Annotated in this window: 17 protein-coding genes and 4 tRNA genes; all 21 read left to right on the forward strand. The window is 62.4% G+C overall.

The window, feature by feature from the left end; translation table 11 throughout:
- The first annotated feature begins 193 nt into the window (after positions 1 to 193).
- The 21 genes from DOM66_RS18760 (at position 194) to rplW (ending at position 20,663) form a co-directional block, all read left to right on the forward strand.
- Positions 194 to 1,174 (forward strand): biotin--[acetyl-CoA-carboxylase] ligase, encoded by a 981-nt coding sequence (locus tag DOM66_RS18760; RefSeq protein WP_110691193.1) that lies wholly within the window; start codon positions 194 to 196, stop codon positions 1,172 to 1,174.
- Between the two features lie 152 nt (positions 1,175 to 1,326).
- A tRNA-Tyr gene (locus DOM66_RS18765) sits at positions 1,327 to 1,410 on the forward strand.
- An 86-nt stretch (positions 1,411 to 1,496) separates the two neighbouring features.
- Positions 1,497 to 1,570: transfer RNA gene (locus DOM66_RS18770), tRNA-Gly, on the forward strand.
- Between the two features lie 23 nt (positions 1,571 to 1,593).
- Positions 1,594 to 1,668: transfer RNA gene (locus DOM66_RS18775), tRNA-Thr, on the forward strand.
- Between the two features lie 148 nt (positions 1,669 to 1,816).
- Positions 1,817 to 1,892 (forward strand) — tRNA-Trp (locus tag DOM66_RS18780).
- 72 nt (positions 1,893 to 1,964) lie between these two features.
- Positions 1,965 to 2,333, forward strand: a complete 369-nt coding sequence (secE, locus tag DOM66_RS18785) for a preprotein translocase subunit SecE (protein ID WP_110678691.1) — start codon at positions 1,965 to 1,967, stop codon at positions 2,331 to 2,333.
- 8 nt (positions 2,334 to 2,341) lie between these two features.
- On the forward strand, positions 2,342 to 2,875 hold the full coding sequence (gene nusG, locus DOM66_RS18790) for a transcription termination/antitermination protein NusG (protein ID WP_035470343.1): 534 nt from the start codon (positions 2,342 to 2,344) through the stop codon (positions 2,873 to 2,875).
- 123 nt (positions 2,876 to 2,998) lie between these two features.
- Positions 2,999 to 3,430, forward strand: a complete 432-nt coding sequence (gene rplK, locus DOM66_RS18795; protein WP_035470345.1) for a 50S ribosomal protein L11 — start codon at positions 2,999 to 3,001, stop codon at positions 3,428 to 3,430.
- A 2-nt stretch (positions 3,431 to 3,432) separates the two neighbouring features.
- Positions 3,433 to 4,125 carry a 50S ribosomal protein L1 gene (gene rplA, locus DOM66_RS18800; protein WP_106418807.1) on the forward strand — a complete coding sequence of 231 codons (693 nt, stop codon included), beginning with the start codon at positions 3,433 to 3,435 and terminating at the stop codon, positions 4,123 to 4,125.
- Positions 4,126 to 4,391: 266 nt separating this feature from the next.
- Positions 4,392 to 4,895, forward strand: a complete 504-nt coding sequence (rplJ, locus tag DOM66_RS18805; protein WP_106418806.1) for a 50S ribosomal protein L10 — start codon at positions 4,392 to 4,394, stop codon at positions 4,893 to 4,895.
- A 99-nt stretch (positions 4,896 to 4,994) separates the two neighbouring features.
- Positions 4,995 to 5,366 carry a 50S ribosomal protein L7/L12 gene (gene rplL / locus DOM66_RS18810; protein ID WP_110678687.1) on the forward strand — a complete coding sequence of 124 codons (372 nt, stop codon included), beginning with the start codon at positions 4,995 to 4,997 and terminating at the stop codon, positions 5,364 to 5,366.
- A gap of 262 nt (positions 5,367 to 5,628) precedes the next feature.
- Entirely contained in the window at positions 5,629 to 9,705 is a 4,077-nt protein-coding gene (gene rpoB / locus DOM66_RS18815) for a DNA-directed RNA polymerase subunit beta (RefSeq protein ID WP_110691194.1), read from the forward strand.
- Positions 9,706 to 9,795: 90 nt separating this feature from the next.
- Entirely contained in the window at positions 9,796 to 14,022 is a 4,227-nt protein-coding gene (rpoC, locus tag DOM66_RS18820) for a DNA-directed RNA polymerase subunit beta' (RefSeq protein ID WP_110691195.1), read from the forward strand.
- 147 nt (positions 14,023 to 14,169) lie between these two features.
- Entirely contained in the window at positions 14,170 to 14,544 is a 375-nt protein-coding gene (rpsL, locus tag DOM66_RS18825; protein WP_035470357.1) for a 30S ribosomal protein S12, read from the forward strand.
- A gap of 119 nt (positions 14,545 to 14,663) precedes the next feature.
- A complete protein-coding gene (gene rpsG, locus DOM66_RS18830; RefSeq protein WP_035470359.1) occupies positions 14,664 to 15,134 on the forward strand; it encodes a 30S ribosomal protein S7 in 471 nt (156 codons plus the stop codon).
- 18 nt (positions 15,135 to 15,152) lie between these two features.
- Positions 15,153 to 17,276, forward strand: coding sequence for an elongation factor G (gene fusA, locus DOM66_RS18835; protein WP_110678681.1), 2,124 nt, complete (start codon positions 15,153 to 15,155; stop codon positions 17,274 to 17,276).
- A gap of 29 nt (positions 17,277 to 17,305) precedes the next feature.
- Positions 17,306 to 18,499, forward strand: coding sequence for an elongation factor Tu (gene tuf / locus DOM66_RS18840; protein ID WP_110678680.1), 1,194 nt, complete (start codon positions 17,306 to 17,308; stop codon positions 18,497 to 18,499).
- A 163-nt stretch (positions 18,500 to 18,662) separates the two neighbouring features.
- Positions 18,663 to 18,974, forward strand: coding sequence for a 30S ribosomal protein S10 (gene rpsJ / locus DOM66_RS18845; protein ID WP_035470365.1), 312 nt, complete (start codon positions 18,663 to 18,665; stop codon positions 18,972 to 18,974).
- A 137-nt stretch (positions 18,975 to 19,111) separates the two neighbouring features.
- Positions 19,112 to 19,750, forward strand: coding sequence for a 50S ribosomal protein L3 (gene rplC / locus DOM66_RS18850; protein WP_110678679.1), 639 nt, complete (start codon positions 19,112 to 19,114; stop codon positions 19,748 to 19,750).
- A 14-nt stretch (positions 19,751 to 19,764) separates the two neighbouring features.
- The gene (gene rplD / locus DOM66_RS18855; protein WP_110678678.1) at positions 19,765 to 20,370 is read left to right on the forward strand and encodes a 50S ribosomal protein L4; all 606 of its coding nucleotides are present in this window, start codon (positions 19,765 to 19,767) and stop codon (positions 20,368 to 20,370) included.
- Positions 20,367 to 20,663, forward strand: a complete 297-nt coding sequence (gene rplW / locus DOM66_RS18860; protein ID WP_035470371.1) for a 50S ribosomal protein L23 — start codon at positions 20,367 to 20,369, stop codon at positions 20,661 to 20,663. Before rplD ends, rplW begins: the two co-directional genes overlap by 4 nt.
- Positions 20,664 to 20,670 lie beyond the last annotated feature (7 nt).

A 20,670-nucleotide genomic window follows, 5' to 3' on the forward strand; every position in this document is an offset into this window, starting at 1 on the left:
CCAGCGCTCGCCCCTGACGTCTCCCTGAGACCCGCGAGCGCCGGATACCACACCTCCACTTCCCCGGCCCGCCCCCGCGCCGGGGCTTTTTGTGGGTGGGTGGTCGATAGGGCAGGGGAGGGCGGTAGCGCGGTACGTTAACGGTGGGCGAGCGATTTCGTTAGAATGCTCTCTTTTGCGCTGGACGATCGGTATGAGCATCGGTGAACTGATACGCCTGCTGGGGGATGGTGATTTCCACTCGGGGCAGCAGCTGGGCGAGCGCTTGGGTGTCTCGCGCACCGCGGTCTGGAAGCAGCTGAAGAAGCTGGAGGCGATGGATCTGCCCCTGGAGGCGGTCAAGGGGCGCGGCTATCGTCTGGTCGATGCCATCGAGTCGCTGGACGGCAAGTCGATCGTCGCGCAGCTGAGCGCCGAGCCGCGCCGTCATCTCAAGCGACTGTTCGTCGAGGATGTGCTCGACTCCACCAATACCTACCTGCGCGAGCGCTTCCGGCAGGGAGCGGGCCATGGCGAGGTGTGTCTCGCCGAGAGTCAGACGGCAGGGCGGGGGCGTCGTGGCAAGGCATGGAGCACCAGTTGGGGGCGTAGCCTGATCCTGTCCCTGGGCTGGCGCTTCGATGCCGGCGTGGGGGCGCTCGAGGGCCTCAGCCTGGCGGTCGGCGTGGCGGTGGCTGAGGTGCTCGAAGCGGCGGGGGCGGAAATCGCCCTGAAGTGGCCCAACGACATCCTGATCGCGGTCGAGGGGGAGTGGCGCAAGCTCGCCGGTATCCTGCTCGAGGTGACCGGCGATGTGGAGGGGCCGTGCGAGGTGGTGATCGGTATCGGCCTCAATGTCTCGCTGAGCGCTGCCGGGCGCGAGGCCGCCGGTCAGCCTGCCGGCGCCCTGGCCGACAGGCTGCCGGCACCTTCGCGAAACCGTCTTGCCGCCGGCATCATCGATGCGTTGCTGATGCTCTTGCCACAGTTCGAGCGGCGCGGTTTCGTGGCGTGGCAGGCGGGCTGGAATCAGCGTCATGCCTTTGCCGGTCAGCGCGTCAATGTGATCCAGGCGCGGGAAACCTATCCCGCCACGGCCAAAGCGGTGGATGCCAGCGGCAACCTGGTGGTGACCACAGGGGAGGGCGATCTCACCCTGATGGGGGGCGAAATCAGCATCCGCCCGGGGCGCTGACAAAAAATGCGCCCCGTGCTTGCAATCACCTCATCGCTTTGACACAATGCGCCCCGCCTTGGGGACAAGGTGATCGAGTCTCGACTCTGTTAGTCGAATAAAAACAGAGGCTTGACATCGATGAGCGACAGGTTAGAATGTGTCGCCAGCTAGGAGGGGTTCCCGAGTGGCCAAAGGGAGCAGACTGTAAATCTGCCGCGAAAGCTTCGAAGGTTCGAATCCTTCCCCCTCCACCAGATTTTGCAGTGCCGCTGCGTTGTTGGCAGCAAGAAGTGGCAGGAAAAACCGGTCTGTTTCGGCAAGCCGGATTCAGAGCGGGTAGGCGGGTATAGTTCAATGGTAGAACCTCAGCCTTCCAAGCTGATGGTGCGGGTTCGATTCCCGCTACCCGCTCCAGTTCGAGGTTGTGGTGGTGTAGTGCTCATGTAGCTCAGGGGTAGAGCACACCCTTGGTAAGGGTGAGGTCGACGGTTCAAATCCGTCCATGAGCTCCATTGCTCGATGTCGAACGCTGTGAAAGGCGAGCTGAAGGCTCGCTTTTTTGGTGGCGAGAGAAAACACTCCAAGGGTTGCTTTTGCCCTCCTCTCTTCGCTATCATAGCGCCCTCCAAATTTCCGGGTGCTTCTCGGATATTTTGATACAGGCCAGTAGCTCAATTGGCAGAGCAGCGGTCTCCAAAACCGCAGGTTGGGGGTTCGATTCCCTCCTGGCCTGCCAGTCTTCCCCAGGCTGGCTCATATTTGATACCTTGTCATGTTCGGTTATCGCGCCTTGAGTTGAGGAGTTTTCATGAAGCACAACGCCGAGGTGCAAGTCTCCCGCTACGACACGCTCAAGTGGGCCGTTGTCGTGCTGCTGCTTGCCGTCGCGGTGGGTGGTAATGCCTGGTTCGCCGATCAGGCGCTGCTCTATCGTGTCCTGGGCGTCGTCGTCGTGTGCGTTGCCGCCGCTGCCGTGGGACTCACCACCGCCAAGGGGCAGGCGCTGATGGATCTGGCCAAGGGCTCCAAGCGCGAGATTCAGCGCGTTGTCTGGCCGACCCGTCAGGAAACCGTGCAGACGACCCTGATCGTCCTCGCCGCAGTGCTCGTCGTCGGTCTGCTGCTGTGGCTCATCGATACCGTCCTCGGCTGGGCGATGTCCGGAATCATTGGCTAGGAGTTTTCATGTCCAAGCGTTGGTACGTCGTTCACGCTTATTCCGGGTTCGAAAAGCAGGTCATGCGCTCGCTGATCGAGCGCGTGAAGCTGTATGAGGTCGAGGATCAGTTCGGCGAGATCCTGGTGCCGACCGAAGAGGTCGTCGAGATGCGCGACGGCAAGCGCCGCAAGAGCGAGCGCAAGTTCTATCCCGGCTATGTGCTGGTCGAGATGGAGATGAACGAGCAGACCTGGCACCTGGTCAACGAGACGCCGCGCGTCATGGGCTTCATCGGTGGTACGCCGGAGAAGCCGGCACCGATCACCCCGAAGGAAGCCGAGGCGATCCTGCGCCGGGTGCAGGACGGCACCGACAAGCCGCGCCCCAAGACGCTGTTCGAGCCGGGCGAGACCGTGCGGGTGGTCGATGGTCCGTTCGCCGACTTCAACGGCGTGGTCGAAGAAGTCAATTACGAAAAGAGTCGACTGCAGGTCAGCGTGCTGATCTTTGGTCGCTCCACCCCGGTCGAGCTCGAGTTCGTTCAGGTGGTCAAGGACTGAGTCGAAGGCGGGGTCGACACGTTTTTTCATCGCGGCGCTCTTCCAGCGTCGCGTTGTCGTTGCCGGTGATGCGCCGGCCAAACCGGGGAGCCGCAAGGCGCTAATACCCAACAGGAGTTCCACATGGCTAAGAAAGTCCAGGCCTATATCAAGCTGCAGGTTGCAGCTGGCAAGGCCAACCCGAGTCCGCCCGTCGGTCCCGCACTGGGTCAGCACGGTGTCAACATCATGGAGTTCTGCAAGGCGTTCAACGCTGCGACCCAGGATGTCGAGCCGGGCTTGCCGACGCCGGTCGTGATCACGGTCTACTCCGACCGTAGCTTCACCTTCGTCACCAAGACGCCGCCGGCTGCCGTGCTGCTGAAGAAAGCCGCAGGCATCAAATCCGGTTCTGGCGTGCCGAACAAGACCAAGGTCGGCACCGTGACCCGCGAGCAGCTCGAAGAGATCGCCAAGACCAAGGAGCCGGATCTGACGGCTGCCGATCTCGATGCCGCCGTTCGTACCATTGCTGGCAGCGCCCGTAGCATGGGCCTCAACGTGGAGGGCCTCTGATCATGGCAAAGCTTTCCAAGCGCGCACAGATGATTCGCGAGAAGGTCGAGCCGGGCAAGGTCTACTCCCTCGAGGAAGCCGTCTCCCTGCTGTCCGATCTGTCGACCGTCAAGTTCAAGGAAGCGGTGGAAGTCGCCATCAATCTGGGCGTCGATCCGCGTAAATCCGACCAGGTCGTGCGTGGCGCCACCGTGCTGCCCAACGGTACCGGTCGTGACGTGCGTGTCGCCGTGTTCGCCCAGGGCAACGCCGCCGACGCCGCCAAGGAAGCCGGTGCCGACATCGTTGGCATGGACGACCTGGCCGATGACGTGAAGAAGGGCAACCTGAACTTCGACGTCGTCATCGCGGCTCCGGACGCCATGCGTGTGGTCGGCCAGCTGGGTCAGATCCTCGGCCCGCGCGGCCTGATGCCGAACCCCAAGGTCGGCACCGTGACGCCGGACGTCGCCACCGCGGTCAAGAACGCCAAGGCGGGTCAGGTGCGTTTCCGTACCGACAAGAACGGCATCATCCATGCCTCCATCGGTAAGGTCGACTTCTCCGCCGACGCGCTCAAGGGCAACCTGGAAGCGCTGGTCAACGACCTCAAGCGTCTGAAGCCGAGCACCTCCAAGGGTATCTACTTCAAGAAGCTGACCCTCTCCAGCACCATGGGGCCGGGTCTGACGGTCGATCACAGCGCTTACGTGTGATCGATCACCGAGCAGTAACTTTGCGGTCCCCGTGCGCCGTCTCGCGAGAGGCGGAAAGGGGCGGGGCACCGTCAAAGACCGCAGGTGTCGGCCAACGGCCGACTTAATGTCCGCACCCGGCATCGCCGGAGGAAACCTGCGCAGATGGTGTGGCTCGCCGAATCAGGTGTGCAGCCATCATCCAAGACTTCCGCCGCAGTCGAAGCGGAAGAGATGGTAACCACCGGGTCGCGACATCGTCGCCCCGGCACGAAGGAGTAACCACTGTGCCACTAGCACTCGAAGGCAAGAAAGCGATTGTTGCCGAGGTCAGTGAAGCCGCTAAGGACGCTCTTTCCGTCGTAGTTGCCGACTCTCGCGGTGTGACCGTTAGCGCAATGACCGATCTGCGCAAACAGGCACGCGAGAATGGCGTCCAGATCCGTGTTGTTCGCAACACCCTGGCACGCCGCGCTTTGGCAGGCACTTCCTGGGAGTGCCTGAACGAGACTTTCGCAGGTCCGACGCTTCTGGCCTTCTCCTACGAACACCCCGGCGCTGCCGCGCGGCTGTTCAAGGAGTTCGGCAAGACGCAGAAGGAGTTCGAAGTCAAAGCGCTGGCCTACGAAGGCGAGATGATCCCGGCGGCCGATATCGACCGTCTGGCAACGCTGCCGACTTACGAGGAAGCACTGGCCAAGCTGATGTCCGTCATGAAGGAAGCTTCTGCCGGCAAGCTGGTTCGTACCCTCGCAGCCCTGCGCGACAAGAAGGAAGAAGAGGCGGCCTGAGCCGACACTTCTCCCGATTCGCCTGCGCTAGGTTGAACTGAATCTCATCGAGTGGGCAGGCCGGATGGCCGCCGCTCCGCAAAGTTAGGAATAGGTAACATGGCACTGACTCAAGAAGACATCATCAACGCCGTTGCTGAAATGTCCGTGATGGAAGTTGCGGAACTGGTCTCTGCAATGGAAGAGAAGTTCGGCGTGTCTGCCGCTGCAGCCGTCGTGGCTGGCCCGGGTGGCGGCGATGCCGCTGCTGAAGAAGAGCAGACCGAGTTCTCCGTCGTTCTGACCGCTGCCGGTGACAAGAAAGTCAACGTCATCAAGGTCGTCCGCGAGATCACCGGTCTGGGTCTGAAGGAAGCCAAAGGCGCCGTCGACGGTGCTCCGGCTACCCTGAAAGAAGGCCTGTCCAAGGACGACGCCGAAGAAGCCAAGAAGAAGCTGGAAGAAGCTGGCGCCTCCGTGGAGCTCAAGTAACTCTGTGTTCACGGCTCCACGCGCTGCGTAAGCGCCACGGCTGGTGGCGGGCCTCCCCGCTGCCGGCCTTTTTCTGTTGTTGCTAGCCTGGCGTTAGACCACCTGGCTTGGGATCCCCCCGAATCAGGGTTAAAGCCACTAGACGAATTCCGACGGCGAGCTCCCTCCGGGCAGCTTGCCGTCAGCGCCTAACGGGGTCACCCCCGTTGGGGAGCGCCGACCACGCACCGGTCACCCATGGTGAACAAGCTGGGGAATACAGATGGCTTACTCATACACTGAGAAAAAACGCATCCGCAAGGATTTCGGCAAACTGCCTCAAGTAATGGATGTGCCCTACCTGCTGGCCATCCAGCTTGATTCCTATTACGACTTCCTCCAGCAGGACCGGGCGCCGGAAGAGCGTCTCGAAACCGGTCTCCACGCGGCCTTCCAGTCCGTCTTTCCGATCGAGAGCTTCTCGGGCAACGCGGCGCTCGAGTACGTAAGCTACCGCTTCGGCACCCCGGCGTTCGACGTCAAGGAGTGCCAGCTGCGCGGCGTGACCTATTCGGCACCGCTGCGGGTCAAGGTTCGCCTGATCATCTACGACAAAGAGTCCTCGAACAAGGCCATCAAGGACATCAAGGAGCAGGAAGTCTACATGGGGGAGATCCCCCTGATGACCGAGAACGGGACCTTCGTCGTCAACGGTACCGAGCGTGTCATCGTCTCCCAGCTCCACCGCTCGCCGGGCGTGTTCTTCGATCACGACAAGGGCAAGAGCCACTCCTCCGGGAAGCTGCTTTACTCCGCGCGGATCATTCCTTACCGCGGCTCCTGGCTGGATTTCGAGTTCGACCCGAAGGACAACGTCTTCGTGCGTATCGACCGTCGCCGCAAGCTGCCGGCGACCGTGCTGCTGCGCGCGCTGGGCATGAGCGCCGAGGAGATCCTCGAGACCTTCTTCGACACCAGCACCTTCCACATCGAGCCGGACGGCATCTACGTGGAACTGGTGCCGTCGCGCCTGCGCGGTGACACCGCGACCTTCGACATCAAGGACAACGACGGCAACGTCATCGTCGAGGAAGGTCGCCGCATCACCCAGAAGCACATCCGTCAGATGGAGAGTGCCGGGCTCGAGCGCCTGCAGGTGCCGATGGACTACCTGTTCGGCAAGACGCTGGCCAAGGATCAGGTCGACGCCAAGACCGGCGAGCTGATCTGCGAGTGCAACTCCGAGCTGACCCCCGAACTGGTCGAGAAGCTGGGCCAGGGCGGCGTGACGCGGCTCGAGACGCTCTACACCAACGATCTGGACGCCGGTTCGTTCATCTCCGACACGCTGAAGATCGACACCACGCGCTCGGCACTCGAGTCGCTGGTCGAGATCTACCGCATGATGCGTCCGGGCGAGCCGCCGACCAAGGAAGCGGCGGAGACGCTGTTCCACAACCTGTTCTTCACCGAAGACCGCTACGACCTGTCGGGCGTCGGTCGGATGAAGTTCAACCGTCGTCTGCGTCGCGAGGCCGACACCGGCTCCGGCGTGCTCGACAACCAGGACATCCTCGATGTCCTCAAAGAGCTGATCAATATTCGTAACGGCTTCGGCGAAGTCGACGATATCGACCACCTGGGCAACCGCCGCATCCGCTGCGTCGGCGAGATGGCGGAAAACCAGTTCCGCGTCGGCCTGGTGCGCGTCGAGCGTGCGGTCAAGGAGCGTCTCTCCATGGCGGAGAGCGAAGGCCTGATGCCGCAGGATCTGATCAATGCCAAGCCGGTGGCGGCCGCGGTCAAGGAGTTCTTCGGCTCCTCGCAGCTGTCCCAGTTCATGGACCAGAACAACCCGCTCTCCGAGGTCACCCACAAGCGCCGTGTCTCCGCACTCGGCCCGGGCGGTCTGACCCGTGAGCGTGCCGGCTTCGAGGTGCGTGACGTTCACGCCACCCACTACGGCCGTCTGTGCCCGATCGAGACGCCGGAAGGTCCGAACATCGGCCTGATCAACTCGCTGGCGACCTACTCCAAGACCAACAGCTACGGCTTCCTCGAGACGCCGTACCGCAAGGTCGTGGGCAGCCAGGTCACCGACGAGGTGGTGCACCTGTCGGCGATCGAGGAGGGTGACTTCATCATCGCCCAGGCCTCGGCGACCGTGGATGAGTCGGGCAAGCTGGTCGACGACCTGGTGCAGGTCCGTCACAAGGGCGAGACCACCTTCATGGCGCCGGACAAGGTGACCCTGATGGATGTGTCGCCGCGTCAGGTCGTCTCCGTGGCGGCGGCGCTGATCCCGTTCCTCGAGCACGATGACGCCAACCGCGCCCTGATGGGGGCGAACATGCAGCGTCAGGCCGTGCCGACCCTGCGCGCCGACAAGCCGCTCGTCGGTACCGGCATGGAGCGCTTCGTGGCACGTGACTCCGGCGTCTGCGCCGTGGCCCGTCGCGGCGGCGTGATCGACTCGGTGGATGCCAAGCGCATCGTGGTCCGGATCAACGAAGACGAGATCATCGGCGGTGAAGCCGGGGTCGACATCTACAACCTGACCAAATACGTGCGGTCGAACCAGAACACCTGCCAGAACCAGCGCCCGATCGTGCGCCCGGGCGACATCGTCGCACGCGGCGACATCCTCGCCGACGGTCCGTCCGTCGACATGGGTGACCTGGCCCTGGGGCAGAACATGCGTCTCGCCTTCATGCCGTGGAACGGCTACAACTTCGAGGATTCCATCCTCGTCTCCGAGCGCGTGGTCGAGGACGATCGTTTCACCACCATCCACATCCAGGAACTGACCTGCGTCTCCCGCGACACCAAGCTGGGCGCCGAGGAGATCACCTCGGACATCCCCAACGTCGGCGAGTCGGCGCTGGCCAAGCTGGACGAAGCGGGCGTGGTCTACATCGGTGCCGAAGTCGGTGCCGGCGACATCCTGGTCGGCAAGGTGACGCCCAAGGGCGAGACCCAGCTGACGCCGGAAGAGAAGCTGCTGCGTGCGATCTTCGGTGAGAAGGCGTCCGACGTGAAGGACACCTCGCTGCGCGCGCCGACCGGCATGCGCGGTACCGTCATCGACGTTCAGGTGTTCACCCGCGATGGCGTCGAAAAGGACTCGCGCGCCCTCTCCATCGAGCAGATGCAGCTCGACGAAGTGCGGCGTGACCTGCAGGAGACCTACCGGATCGCCGAGGACGCCACCTTCGAGCGTCTCAAGCGGACCCTCGGCGGTCAGGCGGTCAACGGCGGACCCAAGCTGAAGAAAGGCGACGTCCTCAGCGAGGCGTACCTCGAGGAGCTGCCGCGACAGCAGTGGTTCAAGCTGCGTCTGCAGGACGAAGCGCTCAACGAGCTGCTCGCCCAGGCCGACGAACAGCTCGAGAACCGTCGCAAGGAGATGGACGAGCGCTTCGAAGACAAGAAGCGCAAGCTCACCCAGGGCGACGACCTGGCGCCGGGCGTGCTCAAGATCGTCAAGGTCTACCTGGCGGTCAAGCGTCGCATCCAGCCGGGCGACAAGATGGCCGGTCGTCACGGTAACAAGGGTGTTATCTCCGCGATCATGCCGATCGAGGACATGCCGTTCGACGACAACGGCGAGCCGGTCGACGTGGTGCTCAACCCGCTGGGCGTACCGTCACGTATGAACGTGGGTCAGATCCTCGAGACTCACCTGGGCATGGCTGCCCGTGGTCTCGGGGTCAAGATCGAGCGTATGCTGCGCGACGCTCGCGAGCAGCAGGTGGGTGAGATCCGTGAGTTCCTCAAGCAGGTCTACAACACCCAGGAGACGCGGCAGGAAGATATCGACTCGTTGAACGACGAAGAGATCATCACCCTGGCCAAGAACCTGCGCGGCGGCGTACCCATCGCCACCCCGGTGTTCGACGGTGCCAAGGAGCACGAGATCAAGCATCTGCTGCGTCTCGCCGATCTGCCGGATTCCGGCCAGATGACGCTCTACGACGGGCGTACCGGCGAATCCTTCGACCGTCCGGTGACCGTGGGCTACATGTACATGCTCAAGCTCAACCACCTGGTCGACGACAAGATGCACGCGCGTTCCACCGGCTCCTACTCGCTGGTTACCCAGCAGCCGCTGGGCGGCAAGGCGCAGTTCGGCGGTCAGCGTTTCGGTGAGATGGAGGTGTGGGCACTCGAGGCCTACGGTGCCGCCTACACCCTGCAGGAGATGCTCACCGTCAAGTCGGATGACGTCGAGGGTCGTACCAAGATGTACAAGAGCATCGTGGATGGCGACCACACCATGCAGGCCGGTATGCCGGAATCCTTCAACGTGCTGGTGAAGGAGATCCGCTCGCTGGGTATCGACATCGAATTGGAAAGTTAAGACCGGCACAGTCGATCGATAGCGACGGGTTGCGGGGCCGGCGAGAGAGTCGCGGCCCCGCTCATGACAACTCCGCAACGGAGCGATCCCATGAAAGATTTGGTGAAAGTCCTAAAGTCACAGGCGCAATCTGACGAGTTCGACGCGATCAAGATCACGCTCGCGTCGCCGGAGATGATTCGCTCCTGGTCTTACGGCGAGGTCAAGAAGCCGGAGACCATCAACTACCGTACGTTCAAGCCTGAGCGTGACGGTCTGTTCTGCGCCAAGATCTTCGGGCCGGTCAAGGATTACGAGTGCTTGTGCGGCAAGTACAAGCGCATGAAGCATCGCGGCATCATCTGCGAGAAGTGTGGCGTCGAAGTGACCAAGGCCGCGGTACGCCGCGAGCGCATGGGCCACATCGAGCTGGCCTCGCCGGTCGCTCACATCTGGTTTCTGAAGTCGCTGCCGTCGCGCATCGGCATGTTCCTCGACATGACCCTGCGTGACATCGAGCGTGTGCTCTACTTCGAGTCGTTCGTGGTGATCGACCCGGGTATGACCACCCTCGAGCGCGGTCAGCTGCTCAACGACGAGCAGTACTTCGAAGCGCTGGAAGAGTTCGGTGACGACTTCGATGCGCGCATGGGCGCCGAGGCGATCCAGGCGCTGCTCAAGGACATCGATCTGGAAGAGGAAGTCGAGCGCCTGCGTGAAGAGATTCCGCAGACCAACTCCGACACCAAGATCAAGAAGCTGTCCAAGCGCCTCAAGCTGCTGGAAGCCTTCTACAAGTCCGGCAATGCGCCGGCGTGGATGGTCATGGAAGTGCTGCCGGTGCTGCCGCCGGACCTGCGTCCGCTGGTGCCGCTGGACGGTGGCCGCTTCGCGACCTCCGATCTCAACGACCTCTATCGTCGTGTGATCAACCGCAACAACCGCCTCAAGCGGCTGCTCGACCTCAATGCGCCCGACATCATCGTGCGCAACGAGAAGCGCATGCTGCAGGAGTCGGTCGATGCGCTGCTCGACAACGGTCGTCGCGGTCGTGCCATCACCGGTTCCAACAAGCGCCCGCTGAAATCCCTGGCCGACATGATCAAGGGTAAGCAGGGGCGTTTCCGTCAGAACCTGCTGGGTAAGCGCGTCGACTACTCCGGTCGTTCGGTCATCACCGTGGGCCCGACCCTGCGCCTGCACCAGTGTGGTCTGCCGAAGAAAATGGCGCTGGAGCTGTTCAAGCCGTTCATCTACTCCAAGCTGCAGGGGAGTGGTCAGGCTTCGACCATCAAGGCCGCCAAGAAGATGGTCGAGCGCGAGCTGCCGGAAGTGTGGGACATCCTCGCCGACGTCATCCGCGAGCACCCGGTACTGCTCAACCGTGCGCCGACGCTGCACCGTCTGGGTATCCAGGCGTTCGAGCCGCTGCTGATCGAAGGCAAGGCGATCCAGCTGCACCCGCTGGTGTGTGCCGCCTACAACGCCGACTTCGACGGTGACCAGATGGCCGTCCACGTGCCGCTGACGCTGGAGTCCCAGCTCGAAGCGCGCGCGCTGATGATGTCGACCAACAACGTGCTGTCGCCGGCCAACGGCGAGCCGATCATCGTGCCGTCCCAGGACGTGGTGCTGGGTCTCTATTACATGACCCGCGAGCGCATCGGTGCCAAGGGTGAAGGCAAGGCGTTCGCCAACCTCAACGAACTGGATCGCGCCTTCGCGACCCAGAACGTGTCGCTGCACGCCCGGGTCAAGGTCCGCCTGACCGAGTGGCTGTCCGACGAGAAGGATGGCGAGATCACCGAGCTGACCGAGACCGTCTCGATCAAGGAGACCACCGTCGGCCGTGCGCTGCTGTTCCGCATCCTGCCCAAGGGGATGCCGTTCGAGCTGGTCGACAAGCCGATGAAGAAGAAGGCGATCTCCGGTCTGATCAACGAGGTCTACCGTCGTGCCGGCCTCAAGGACGCGGTCATCTTCGCTGACCAGCTGATGTACACCGGTTTCCGTCTGGCGACCTGGTCCGGCGCTTCGATCGGCGTCAACGACTTCGTCATCCCCGATGACAAGAAGGCGATCGTCGATGCGGCCGAGGACGAGGTCAAGGAGATCGAAGACCAGTTCTCCTCCGGTCTGGTGACCGCGGGCGAGAAGTACAACAAGGTCATCGATATCTGGTCCAAGGCCAACGACAAGGTGGCCAAGGCGATGATGGCGGGTATCTCGAAGGAGACCGTCACCGACCGTGACGGCAACCAGGTCGAGCAGGACTCGTTCAACAGCGTCTTCATCATGGCCGACTCCGGTGCCCGTGGTAGTGCCGCCCAGATCCGTCAGCTGGCGGGGATGCGTGGCCTGATGGCCAAGCCGGACGGCTCGATCATCGAGACCCCGATCACCGCCAACTTCCGTGAAGGTCTGAACGTACTCCAGTACTTCATCTCGACCCACGGCGCGCGTAAGGGTCTGGCGGATACGGCACTCAAGACCGCCAACTCCGGTTACCTGACCCGTCGTCTGGTCGATGTGGCCCAGGATCTGGTCATCACCGAGCACGACTGCGGCACCGAGAACGGCCTGACCCTGCACCCGGTGATCGAGGGCGGCGACGTCATCGTCTCGCTGGCCCAGCGTGTGCTCGGCCGTGTGGTCGCCCAGGACGTGATCGACCCGCAGACCGACGACGTGCTGATCCCGCGCGGCACCCTGCTCGACGAAGCCTGGTGCGAGCGTCTCGACACCATGGGTGTCGACGAGATCGTGGTGCGCAGTGCCATCGCCTGTGAAACCGCACATGGCGTCTGCTCCTCGTGCTACGGCCGTGACCTGGCCCGCGGGCATCAGGTCAACATCGGCGAAGCGGTGGGCGTCATCGCCGCCCAGTCGATCGGTGAGCCGGGTACCCAGCTGACCATGCGTACGTTCCACATCGGTGGGGCGGCCTCACGCGCCTCGGCGGTCGACAGCGTGCAGGTCAAGCACGGCGGTATCGTGCGTCTGCACAACATCAAGTCGGTCGAGCGCGAAGATGGCAAGCTGGTGGTGGTCTCCCGCTCCAGCGCCCTGGCCGTCGCCGACGACCACGGCCGCGAGCGTGAGTACTACAAGCTGCCCTACGGCGCCGAGCTGTCGGTCAAGGATGGCGACCACGTCGAAGGTGGCCGGATCGTGGCCAAGTGGGATCCGCACACCCACCCGGTCGTTGCCGAGGTCAAGGGTAAGGCCCAGTTCACCGACATGACCGAAGGCCTGACCATCACGCGCAACGTTGACGAGATGACCGGTCTCTCCTCGATCGAGGTGATCGAGAGCGCCAACCGTCCGGCTTCCGGCCGCGACAAGCGCCCGATGATCATGCTCGCCGACGACGCCGGCAAGCACGTCACCCTGCCGGGCTCCAACACCCCGGTGCAGTATCTGCTGCCGGGCCGCGCCATCGTCTCGGTCGAGAACGGTGCCGAGATCGGTGTGGGTGAAGTCATCGCGCGTATCCCGCTGGAGGCGTCCGGTAACAAGGACATCACCGGGGGTCTGCCGCGCGTCGCCGACCTGTTCGAGGCGCGCAAGCCGAAAGAGCCTTCGATCCTGGCCGAGATCACCGGTACGATCTCGTTCGGCAAGGAGACCAAGGGCAAGCGTCGCCTGACGATCACCCCGAAAGAGGGCGATCCGCTCGAGATGCTGATCCCGAAATGGCGTCAGATCGGCGTCTTCGAAGGGGAAACGGTCGAGAAGGGCGAGGTGATCTCCGACGGTCCGAGCAACCCGCACGACATCCTGCGTCTGCTCGGCGTGGCGGAGCTGGCCAAGTACATCACGGTCGAGATCCAGGACGTCTACCGTCTGCAGGGCGTGAGCATCAACGACAAGCACATCGAAGTGATCGTGCGTCAGATGCTGCGCAAGGTCGAGATCAGCGATGCTGGTGACTCCTCCTTCATCCCGGGCGACCAGGTCGAACTGGTGCGGGTGCTGGAAGAGAACGCTCGCCTCGAGAAGGATGAGAAGTTCCCGGCCAAGTACGAGCGCCTGCTGCTGGGTATCACCAAGGCCTCGCTGGCCACCGAGTCGTTCATCTCCGCGGCCTCCTTCCAGGAGACCACGCGAGTGCTGACCGAAGCGGCGGTGACCGGCAAGCGCGACTACCTGCGCGGCCTGAAGGAAAACGTGGTGGTCGGTCGTCTGATCCCGGCCGGGACCGGGCTCGCCCACCACGAAGAGCGGCGTCGCAAGCGCGAAGAGTCCGAGCGCACGCTGCAACCGTCGGCGTTCGACGTCGAGCAGGAGCTGGGTGCCCAGCTCACCGCGCTCGATGCCGACGACGACGATCTCTAAGTCGTCAGCCTGCCGCCTGCCCGTACTGGGCGGGCGGCCTTGACGGCTCTCGCGACAACTGATTAGAATGCGCAGCCTTTATGTGTGGGGCGGTACAACCGTTGCGCGCGTAAGGCAAGGCAACCCATTGGAGTCAGCTAAAACACTATGGCAACGATCAATCAGCTCGTGCGCAAGCCGCGCAAGCGCCCCGTCGAGACTAGCGACGTGCCGGCGCTGCAGGCCTGCCCGCAACGCCGTGGGGTCTGCACCCGCGTCTACACCACTACGCCCAAGAAGCCGAACTCAGCACTGCGTAAGGTGTGCCGCGTGCGCCTGACCAACGGTTTCGAAGTCAGTTCCTATATCGGCGGTGAAGGCCACAATCTTCAGGAGCACTCCGTGGTCCTGATCCGTGGCGGCCGCGTCAAGGACTTGCCGGGTGTGCGTTACCACACCGTTCGCGGCGCCCTTGATACCTCCGGTGTCCAGAACCGTAAGCAGGGCCGTTCCAAGTACGGCACCAAGCGTCCCAAGGCCTGATGCCCGGACGTCTCCCAACATTTTTATCGGTCAGATAAGAGTAAGGTCGGCCGGAGTCGCTACGACAGCGCCTCAGCGTGCCGGGTTTACCTGAACGACCCTTCAATTGAGGGCTTATCATGCCTAGAAGAAGAGTTGCTGCTAAGCGCGAGATCCTTCCCGATCCCAAGTTCGGAAGCGAGCGCCTGGCCAAGTTCATGAACCATCTGATGATCAGCGGCAAGAAGTCCGTAGCTGAGCGTATCGTTTACGGTGCGCTGGACAGGGTTGCCGAGCGTGGTAAAGAAGCGCCGCTGGACATCTTCGACAAGGCGCTGGAAGCGATCCAGCCCATGGTCGAGGTCAAATCCCGTCGTGTCGGCGGTGCCACCTATCAGGTGCCCGTCGAAGTGCGTCCGTCCCGCCGTCAGGCGCTGGCCATGCGCTGGCTGGTGGACGCCGCACGCAACCGCGGTGAGAAGACCATGGTTCAACGTCTTGCCGGCGAAATGCTCGACGCCGCCGAAGGCAAGGGCGCTGCCGTGAAGAAGCGTGAAGACGTGCATCGCATGGCAGATGCCAACAAGGCCTTCTCTCACTACCGCTTCTAACCAACGGGGACTTCCATCGTGGCACGCAAGACACCACTCAAGCGTTATCGCAATATCGGTATCGTTGCCCACGTCGACGCCGGCAAGACCACCACTACCGAGCGTGTCCTGTTCTACACCGGTCTGTCCCACAAGGTGGGTGAGGTTCATGAGGGCGCAGCCGTCATGGACTGGATGGAGCAGGAGCAGGAGCGTGGCATCACGATCACCTCTGCTGCGACCACCTGTTTCTGGCAGGGGATGAACAAGCAGTTCGACGAGCACCGCATCAACATCATCGACACCCCGGGACACGTTGACTTCACCATCGAAGTCGAGCGTTCCCTGCGTGTTCTCGATGGCGCGGTCGTCGTGCTGTGCGGCTCCTCCGGCGTGCAGCCGCAGACCGAGACCGTCTGGCGTCAGGCCAACAAGTACGAAGTGCCGCGCATGGTGTTCGTCAACAAGATGGACCGCGCCGGCGCCGACTTCTTCATGGTCGTCGATCAGCTCAAGACGCGTCTGGGCGCCAACGTCGTCCCGATCCAGATCAACTGGGGTGCCGAGGACGAGTTCAAGGGCGTCATCGATCTGCTGCAGATGAAGGCGATCCTGTGGGACGAAGACAACTTCGGCATGAACTACGATCTGGTCGACATTCCGGCCGATCTGCAGGAGACCGCCGAGACCTATCGTGAGCAGATGGTCGAAGCCGCCGCCGAAGCCAACGAAGAACTGATGGACAAGTACCTCGAAGAGGGCGACCTGTCAATCGAAGAGATCAAGGCTGGTCTGCGTGCACGCACGCTCGCCAACGAGATCGTTCTCGTGACCTGCGGCTCCGCGTTCAAGAACAAGGGCGTTCAGGCCGTGCTCGACGGCGTCATCGAATACCTGCCGTCGCCGACCGAGGTCAAGGCGATCGAAGGTGAGCTCGACGACAAGGACGGCACCCTCGCGACTCGTGAGGCCGACGACAACGCACCGTTCGCAGCGCTGGCGTTCAAGATCGCTACCGACCCGTTCGTCGGTACCCTGACCTTCATGCGCGTCTACTCGGGCGTTCTGAAGTCGGGTGACAGCGTCTTCAACTCGGTCAAGTCGAAGAAAGAGCGTGTCGGCCGTATCGTCCAGATGCACGCCAACTCGCGCGAAGAGATCAAAGAGGTCTACGCCGGCGACATCGCCGCCTGTATCGGCCTCAAGGACGTGACCACCGGTGACACCCTGTGCGACCTGGATGCCAAGATCATCCTCGAGCGCATGGAGTTCCCGGAGCCGGTCATCTCGGTCGCCGTGGAGCCCAAGTCCAAGGCCGACCAGGAGAAGATGGGTGTCGCTCTCGGCAAGCTGGCGCAGGAGGATCCCTCCTTCCGCGTGCAGACTGACGAAGAGACCGGCCAGACCATCATCTCCGGGATGGGCGAGCTGCACCTCGACATCATCGTTGACCGCATGCGTCGCGAGTTCAAGGTCGAGGCCAACATCGGCAAGCCGCAGGTCGCTTACCGCGAGACCATTCGTCAGTCGGTCGAGCAGGAAGGCAAGTTCGTGCGGCAGTCGGGTGGTCGCGGTCAGTACGGTCACGTTTGGCTGCGCATCGAGCCGCTGACCGACGCTGACAAGGGCGAGGACGAAGAAGAAGTCCACTTCAAGTTCGCGTCCGAGATCGTCGGCGGTGTCGTACCCAAAGAGTACGTGCCGGCCGTCGAGAAAGGGGCCTACGAGCAGCTCAAGAACGGTGTCATCGCGGGCTACCCGATGATCGACGTCAAGGTAACGCTGTTCGACGGCTCCTACCATGACGTGGACTCTAACGAGACCGCGTTCAAGGTCGCCTCATCCATGGCGATCAAGGAAGGTGCTCGCAAGGCTAAGGCCGTGCTGCTCGAGCCGGTGATGAAGGTCGAGGTCGTGACCCCGGAGGACTTCATGGGTGACGTCATGGGCGACCTTAACCGCCGCCGTGGCCTTGTCCAGGGCATGGATGACTCCACCTCCGGCAAAGTCATTCGCGCCACGGTTCCGTTGGCTGAGATGTTCGGTTACGCGACCGATCTGCGTTCTCAGACCCAGGGACGCGCAAGCTACACCATGGAGTTTGCGAATTACGAAGAGGCGCCCTCCAGCGTCGTTGATGCCGTCATCAATCAGAACGGTTAACCGTTAGCTAACGTAAAGAGGTTATAGCAGTGGCTAAGGAAAAATTTGAACGCTCCAAACCGCATATCAACGTCGGCACCATCGGTCACGTTGACCACGGCAAGACCACGCTGACCGCGGCTCTGACCCGCGTTTCCGCTGAAGTCTTCGGCGGTGAATGGCGTCAGTTCGACTCCATCGACAACGCTCCGGAAGAGCGCGAGCGCGGTATCACCATCGCGACCGCTCACGTCGAGTACCAGTCCGAAGTGCGTCACTACGCGCACGTCGACTGCCCGGGGCACGCTGACTACGTCAAGAACATGATCACCGGTGCTGCCCAGATGGACGGCGCTATCCTGGTCTGTTCCGCAGCCGACGGCCCGATGCCGCAGACTCGCGAGCACATCCTGCTGTCGCGTCAGGTCGGCGTTCCGTACATCGTCGTGTTCCTGAACAAGGCCGACATGGTCGACGACGAAGAGCTGCTCGAGCTGGTCGAGATGGAAGTTCGTGAACTCCTCAACGAGTACGACTTCCCGGGCGACGACACCCCGATCATCATCGGCTCCGCGCTGATGGCGCTGGAAGGCAAGGATGACAACGGCATGGGTACCACCGCCGTTGCCAACCTGATCAAGTCGCTCGACGACTACATCCCGGAGCCGGAGCGTGCTATCGACCAGCCGTTCCTGATGCCGATCGAAGACGTGTTCTCGATCTCTGGCCGCGGCACCGTCGTGACCGGTCGTGTCGAGCGTGGTCTGGTCAAGTCCGGCGAAGAAGTCGAAATCGTCGGTATCCACGACACCACCAAGACCACCGTTACCGGTGTCGAAATGTTCCGCAAGCTGCTCGACGAAGGTCGTGCTGGCGAGAACATCGGTGCGCTGCTGCGTGGTACCAAGCGTGACGACGTCGAGCGTGGTCAGGTCCTGGCCAAGCCGGGCACCATCACCCCGCACACCAAGTTCGAAGCCGAAGTCTACGTGCTGTCCAAAGAAGAAGGTGGTCGTCACACCCCGTTCTTCAAGGGCTACCGTCCGCAGTTCTACTTCCGTACCACTGACGTGACCGGTACCTGTGAACTGCCGGAAGGCGTCGAGATGGTCATGCCGGGCGACAACGTCCAGATGGTCGTGACCCTGATCGCTCCGATCGCCATGGAAGACGGCCTGCGCTTCGCCATCCGCGAAGGCGGTCGTACCGTCGGCGCCGGCGTGGTTGCCAAGATCATCGAGTAAGTCTCGCTGATCGGATAGAGAAGGGGCGCTCCGGCGCCCCTTTTTCTGTCGCTGTCGGGGAGGGGCCTATTTGACACTCAAATGGGCCTCCCCTATAATGCGCGTCCTTTGAACGCGTGGGTCGACGGCTCGCGCCGTCAGTATCCATTGGAGCAGAACGTCAATGCAGAACCAAAAGATTCGCATCCGGCTGAAAGCGTTTGACCATCGCCTGATCGATCAGTCGGCTCAGGAGATCGTGGACACTGCCAAGCGCACTGGCGCTCAGGTGCGTGGTCCGATCCCGCTGCCGACCAATCGCGAGCGTTACACCATCCTGATCTCGCCGCACGTCAACAAGGACGCGCGCGACCAGTATGAGATTCGCACGCACAAGCGCGTTCTCGATATCGTCGAGCCGACGGAGAAGACCGTCGACGCGCTGATGAAGCTCGATCTCGCCGCCGGCGTAGACGTGCAGATCAAACTCGACTGAAACCAACACTAGACACTAGCGGAAGCTGAGTTCGCAGCGACCGCCGCGTCGTGAGACGCCACACAATGTGCTAGTGGAATGCTCTGGAAAGGGCAGCCATAGCGGGTGATAGCCCCGTACACTATAGGAGACTGAACATGACTATCGGTTTGGTCGGTAAAAAGGCGGGCATGACCCGTGTTTTCACCGAAGATGGCGCATCCGTGCCCGTAACCGTGATCGAGGTTGAGCCCAACCGTATCTCTGCCGTCAAGACCGTCGAGTCCGACGGTTATCGTGCGGTGCAGGTCACAACCGGCTCCCGCAAAGCCAAACACCTCACCAAGGCGATTGCTGGTCAATACGCCAAGGCGGGTGTCGAGGCTGGCCGTTCCCTGATGGAGTTTCGTCTCGCCGAGAGCGACGAAGCGCCGGAAGTGGGCGGTTCCTTCACCGTATCCCTCTTCGAAGCTGGTCAGAAAGTCGATGTGACCGGTACCTCCAAGGGCAAGGGCTTCCAGGGCGCCGTCAAGCGCTGGAACTTCCGTACCCAGGACAACAGCCACGGTAACTCGCTGTCTCACCGTGCGCCGGGTTCCATCGGTCAGTGCCAGACCCCGGGTCGCGTCTTCAAAGGTAAGAAGATGGCCGGCCAGATGGGCAATGAGCGCGTCACCGTCCAGAGCCTGGAAGTGGTGCGTGTCGATGCCGAGCGCAATCTGCTGTTGATCAAAGGCGCCGTGCCTGGTGCTCCGGGCTGCGATGTCGTCGTGCGCAGCGCCGTGAAAGCTCGCTGAGGGGACTGAGACCGATGAATCTGAATCTCGCAGGTGCCGCTGGCACCGTCGAAGTGTCCGCAGAGACCTTTGGCAAAGAATTCAACGAAGCGTTGGTGCACCAGGTCGTCACCGCCTATCTGGCGGCTGGCCGTCAGGGCACCCGTGCCCAGAAGAACCGCTCCGACGTGCGTGGCGGCGGCAAGAAGCCGTGGCGTCAGAAGGGCACCGGCCGCGCTCGCGCCGGTACCATCCGTTCGCCGCTGTGGCGTAGCGGTGGTGTGACCTTCGCTGCCCGTCCGCAGGACTACACGCAGAAGGTCAACCGCAAGATGTACCGTGCGGCGATGCGTTCGATCCTGTCCGAGCTGGTGCGTCAGGAGCGTCTGGTGCTGGTCAACGAGTTCGCCGTCGACGCGCCGAAGACCAAGCAGCTGGCCAGCAAGCTCAAGGAGCTGGATCTGGAGAAAGCGCTGATCGTCACCGAAGATCTCGACGAGAAGCTCTACCTGGCCGCGCGCAACATCCCCAACGTCGATGTCGTCGATGCTGCGGCCGCCGATCCGGTCAGCCTGATCGCCTTCGACAAGGTGCTGATGACCGTCTCCGCTCTGCGTAAATTCGAGGAGAAGCTGGGATGAACCAGGAACGCGTATACAAGGTTCTGCTCGGACCTCACATGACCGAGAAGGCCGCGCGCGCCGCCGAGAACAATCAGTACGTGTTCAAAGTGGCCCAGGACGCGACCAAGCCCGAGATCAAGAAAGCCGTCGAAGCGCTGTTCGGCAAGAAAGTTGCCGGTGTTTCCGTGCTCAACGTCAAGGGCAAGACCAAACGCACGCGCTTCGGCACGGGTCTGCGCAAGGGTTACCGCAAGGCGTACGTGACTCTGGCTGCGGGCGAAACGCTCGAAGACTTCTCTGGCGCCGAGTAAGGCAGGA

It is taken from the genome of Salinicola endophyticus (assembly GCF_003206575.1).
In the GTDB taxonomy this organism is placed as follows: domain Bacteria; phylum Pseudomonadota; class Gammaproteobacteria; order Pseudomonadales; family Halomonadaceae; genus Salinicola; species Salinicola endophyticus.

Excerpts from the sequence above, each read along its gene's own strand:
- DOM66_RS18760 (WP_110691193.1), top strand. The coding sequence starts at position 194 with ATGAGCATCGGTGAACTGATACGCCTGCTGGGGGATGGTGATTTCCAC.
- secE (WP_110678691.1), top strand. The coding sequence starts at position 1,965 with ATGAAGCACAACGCCGAGGTGCAAGTCTCCCGCTACGACACGCTCAAG.
- nusG (WP_035470343.1), top strand. The coding sequence starts at position 2,342 with ATGTCCAAGCGTTGGTACGTCGTTCACGCTTATTCCGGGTTCGAAAAG.
- rplK (WP_035470345.1), top strand. The coding sequence starts at position 2,999 with ATGGCTAAGAAAGTCCAGGCCTATATCAAGCTGCAGGTTGCAGCTGGC.
- rplA (WP_106418807.1), top strand. The coding sequence starts at position 3,433 with ATGGCAAAGCTTTCCAAGCGCGCACAGATGATTCGCGAGAAGGTCGAG.
- rplL (WP_110678687.1), top strand. The coding sequence starts at position 4,995 with ATGGCACTGACTCAAGAAGACATCATCAACGCCGTTGCTGAAATGTCC.
- rpoB (WP_110691194.1), top strand. The coding sequence starts at position 5,629 with ATGGCTTACTCATACACTGAGAAAAAACGCATCCGCAAGGATTTCGGC.
- rpoC (WP_110691195.1), top strand. The coding sequence starts at position 9,796 with ATGAAAGATTTGGTGAAAGTCCTAAAGTCACAGGCGCAATCTGACGAG.
- rpsL (WP_035470357.1), top strand. The coding sequence starts at position 14,170 with ATGGCAACGATCAATCAGCTCGTGCGCAAGCCGCGCAAGCGCCCCGTC.
- rpsG (WP_035470359.1), top strand. The coding sequence starts at position 14,664 with ATGCCTAGAAGAAGAGTTGCTGCTAAGCGCGAGATCCTTCCCGATCCC.
- rpsJ (WP_035470365.1), top strand. The coding sequence starts at position 18,663 with ATGCAGAACCAAAAGATTCGCATCCGGCTGAAAGCGTTTGACCATCGC.
- rplC (WP_110678679.1), top strand. The coding sequence starts at position 19,112 with ATGACTATCGGTTTGGTCGGTAAAAAGGCGGGCATGACCCGTGTTTTC.
- rplD (WP_110678678.1), top strand. The coding sequence starts at position 19,765 with ATGAATCTGAATCTCGCAGGTGCCGCTGGCACCGTCGAAGTGTCCGCA.
- rplW (WP_035470371.1), top strand. The coding sequence starts at position 20,367 with ATGAACCAGGAACGCGTATACAAGGTTCTGCTCGGACCTCACATGACC.